The 3,711-nt window shown below is 71.3% G+C and carries 2 protein-coding genes and 1 pseudogene; 1 reads left to right on the top strand and 2 read right to left on the bottom strand.

All coding sequences use genetic code 11. The features are described 5' to 3' along the window. Together ACLU3S_RS36220 and ACLU3S_RS36215 are read right to left on the bottom strand one after the other, a co-directional pair. Positions 1–312: pseudogene (locus ACLU3S_RS36220) on the bottom strand (stress protein); the annotation flags it as partial. Positions 313–360: 48 nt separating this feature from the next. After that, positions 361–1,593 carry a serine hydrolase domain-containing protein gene (locus ACLU3S_RS36215; protein WP_413956225.1) on the bottom strand — a complete coding sequence of 411 codons (1,233 nt, stop codon included), beginning with the start codon at positions 1,591–1,593 and terminating at the stop codon, positions 361–363. Positions 1,594–1,902: 309 nt separating this feature from the next. Between ACLU3S_RS36215 and ACLU3S_RS36210 the strand changes: the two genes are divergently transcribed. Next, entirely contained in the window at positions 1,903–3,687 is a 1,785-nt protein-coding gene (locus ACLU3S_RS36210; RefSeq protein ID WP_413956224.1) for a M4 family metallopeptidase, read from the top strand. The last annotated feature ends 24 nt before the right edge of the window (positions 3,688–3,711 follow it).

The following is a 3,711-nucleotide window of genomic DNA, read 5'->3' as shown; positions in this document are numbered from 1 at the left end:
CCTGGAGGTGGCCGACCTCAGGGGCGGGGCGGGCAGCCGGGCGAGCGGAGTGCCGGGCTCGGCCGCGCTCACCGCGACCGTGACCCGGCAGGCGCCGCCGCGCAGCCGGGCCGGATCGACGTCCAGGCCGTCGTCGCGCAGCCGCACGCCGGGCGCGTGCGGCTGGTTGTAGAACACGAAGTCGCCGTCCCCGCCGACCTTTCCGTCCGCGCCCGTGACGAGCGCGGACACGTCGAACGGCCCGGCAACCCGCAGCCGCAGCGCGCCGGCGGGAAGGGGAAGATTGCCCCCGGGCACCAGCTCGCTCGTCACACCGGGTACAACGCTCGGCGCGCCCGCACGGGTTCCCGCGGGCCGGCGTCAGGACCGCGGTGCCGTGCTGGTGCGCGGCTCCGCGTCCACGCCGCGCTCGACGAGCGGCGCGGAGTCCCGCGGCGCCTTCGGCGCCGTGCCGCAGAACGCCGGCTCCAGGGTTCGCGCGAGCGTGTTGAGCACGGTGGCGTTGTTGGAGGTGGTGGCGACGGCCGTCAGGCTGCGGCGGCCGTCCTTCGTGGTGAACGCGTACGTGTAGTAGCCCTGGACCACCCCCGTGTGCCCGTAGACCGAGACACCGCACGGCAGATCGCGGCGGCGCAGCCCGAGTCCGTACGCCGTCGAGCTGTCGACCCGGGAGAAGCGCTCCATCTCCGCCAGCCGGGCCGGCGACAGCAGCCTGCCCCCGAGCAACGCGCCGTAGAAGGCGTCGAGATCGCGCGCGCTGGAGATGATGGCGCCCGCGCTCTGCGCCCAGGAGACGGTCTGGGCGGTCGCGTCGACCAGCGGGCCGCCCGGTGTGTCGGGGGTGAGGTACCCCCGGGCGAACCTGCCCGGGATCCGGGTGTCGGGGTGGACGTAGAACGTGTCGCGCAGCCCCAGGGGCTTGAAGATGCGGTTCTCGTACTCGGTGCGCACCGAGTGCCCCGTGAGCTTCTCGATGAGCAGGCCCGCGACCACGAAGTTGGTGTTGGAGTACGCGTAGGCGGCGCCGGGCTCGTTGGTGAGGGGCTTCTTCAGGGACAGCGCGATCAGCCCGCGGTAGGAGAACACCTTGTCGCGCACGGCCTCGAAGCCGGACACGGTCTTGGCGAACATGTCGTTGGTGTAGTCGTACAGGCCGCTGCGGTGGTTCAGCAGCATGCGGACCGTGATCCGGTCGTCCGGCAGCAGCTTGGGCAGATAGCGGTTGACGGGCTCGTCGAGCACCAGCCGGTGCTCGTCGACGAGTTGCAGCAGGACGACGGCCGAGAAGCTCTTGGTGACGCTGCCGACGCGGAAGCGGTCGTCGGCGGCGGCGGCCCGCCCGGTGCTCGCGTCGGCGACTCCGCTCGCGATCCGGTAGGTCGTGCCGTCGTCGTCGAGCCGGGCGAGCGCGCCGGGCGCGCCCTGGGCCACCGCCGACCGCAGCACCGCGGCCATGCCCGCGCTGTCGGGCACCGGCAGCGGTGCCCGGGCCGGGGACTTCGGCTCCCCGGTCGCGGCCCGCGCCGGCCCCGCGAGGAGCGACAGCACGACCGCTCCGAGGACCGCGCCCCTGCTCACCGTGGCTGAGACCATCGGGCACCCACTCCCATCGAGACGACTTCTGATGCGACGTCGGTCACATTCAGGCCTGGGAACCTAGGGGATCGGGGCGTCGTCTCCACAGCCGACACACAGTTGGTCATTCGGCGATCACTCTCTGGCGCGCATTTGTAAAAGATTGCCATAGAAGGTCGCGAAATGGATCATTCCGGCTTTACGTGTACATGACTAGTCCGCAAGGGTGACTTCTCGGGGCCCGACCAGCCTCCGTGGTGCAGAACCGCGCCATGCCTCAAGGCGGTTGGCGACCCACCGCCTTCGCACGAAGGAACCCTGATCAGATTGCGTAGACCCCACATACGCTCGGTGGCGGTCGCCGTCGCGGTGACGACGGCTGCCACGGGCCTGGCCGGCACGGCCTTCGCGGGACCCTCCACGACGGGGGTGGAGCGGCCCGCCGCGTCCGCCACGAACACCACCGCGGTGGTGGCGGCGGCGCGCACCGCGGCCTTCGCCCATGCCTCGGCCACCGGTGTCTCCCAGGGCGACGAACTGCACGCCCAGGACGTCATGCTGGACCCCGAGGGCGCCCGGCACGTGCGTTTCGTCCGCACCCACGACGGCATGCCCGTGCTCGGCGGTGACCTCGTCGTCCACCTCGACCACAGGCTCGCCTACACCGGCGTCACCCGCGCGGCCGACCACGCAGTGAAGCCGGCCACCACGCGGGCCGAGGTGACCGCGGCCCAGGCCGCCGCCAAGGCCGCCGAGGCCGCCAAGGGCGACGCGGGCACCGCCCGGCTCGTCGTCGACGCCCGCGGCGGCACCTCCGCGCTCGCCTACCAGGTGACCGTGACCGACCGGAACGGCACGAACACCGTCGTCGTCGACGCCGTCACCGGCAAGGTGCGCAGCAACACCCCCGACAGCGACGAGTTCCTGTCGCCGAAGCTGCTCGCCGCCCTGCACCGGCGCGGCGAGAGCGCCGACCCGGCCACCGGCACCGGCTCCGCCCCCGCCGCCGGCCTGCTCGGCTCGGGCGTCTCCGGCGCCGCGCACTACCCGTCGGCCGCGAAGGGCACCGGCAAGACCCTCTTCGTCGGCAGCGTCGGCCTCACCACGACGCAGACCTCGCGCGGCCACTACCAGTTCGCCGACCCGAGCCGGTACGGCACCGAGGTGCGCGACGCCAAGGGCAAGTACACGGAGAGCTTCGGCGCGGGCTCCAAGTTCACCAGCACCACCAACGTGTGGGGCAACGGCGCGACCTCCAGCCGGGCCAGCGCCGCCGCCGACGCCCAGTACGGCATCACCGAGACCCTGGACTTCTACAAGAAGGTCTTCAGCCGCAAGGGCATCGCCAACAACAGCAAGGCCGCCCACGGGCTGGTCCACTGGGGCAGCAAGGTCGCCAACGCCTTCTGGGACCCGACCTGCGCCTGCATGCTGTACGGCGACGGCGACGGCAAGACCTTCAAGAAGCCGCTCGTCGTGCTGGACGTCACCGGCCACGAGCTGACCCACGGCGTGGTGGACGCCACCGCCAAGCTGGAGCCGACCTACGTCGACTCCGACGGCAACCAGTACGGCGAGCCCGGGGCGCTGAACGAGTCCCTGGCGGACATCTTCGGCTCCAACGTCGAGTTCTTCGCCAACAACAAGAAGGACACCCCGGACTACCTGATCGGCGAGAAGCTGGGCCTCGCGCAGAAGTTCCTGCGCCGCCTGGACCACCCGTCGCTCGACAAGCTCGAGGGAACCGTCGACTACTGGTCGCCGGACACCTACTACACCGAGGTGCACGCCGGTTCCGGTGTCTCCTCGCACGCCTACTACCTCCTCGCGGAGGGCAGCGGCAAGAAGAAGATCGGCAGCGTCACCTACAACTCGCCGACCTACAACCACTCCCCGGTCAAGGGCATCGGCCGCACCAAGGCGACCGCCATCTTCTACCGTGCGCTGACCCGCTACATGGTCTCCACGACCGACTTCCACGACGCGCGCACCGCGACGCTGAAGGCGGCCAAGGACCTGTACGGCGCGAAGAGCACCGAGTACAAGACGGTCGACAAGGCGTGGGCCGCGGTCAATGTGACCGCCGCCAACACGCCGGCCGCGCGCCGCTGAGCGACGGCTGCACCGACCGCGCAC

Origin of the sequence: Streptomyces sp. AF1A, from assembly GCF_047340315.1 — a bacterium.
Classification (GTDB): Bacteria; Actinomycetota; Actinomycetes; order Streptomycetales; family Streptomycetaceae; genus Streptomyces.
This window is presented reverse-complemented; position numbering and strand designations above follow the sequence as displayed.

Coding starts and splice junctions, on each gene's coding strand:
- ACLU3S_RS36215 (WP_413956225.1), bottom strand. CDS start 1,593: ATGGTCTCAGCCACGGTGAGCAGGGGCGCGGTCCTCGGAGCGGTCGTG.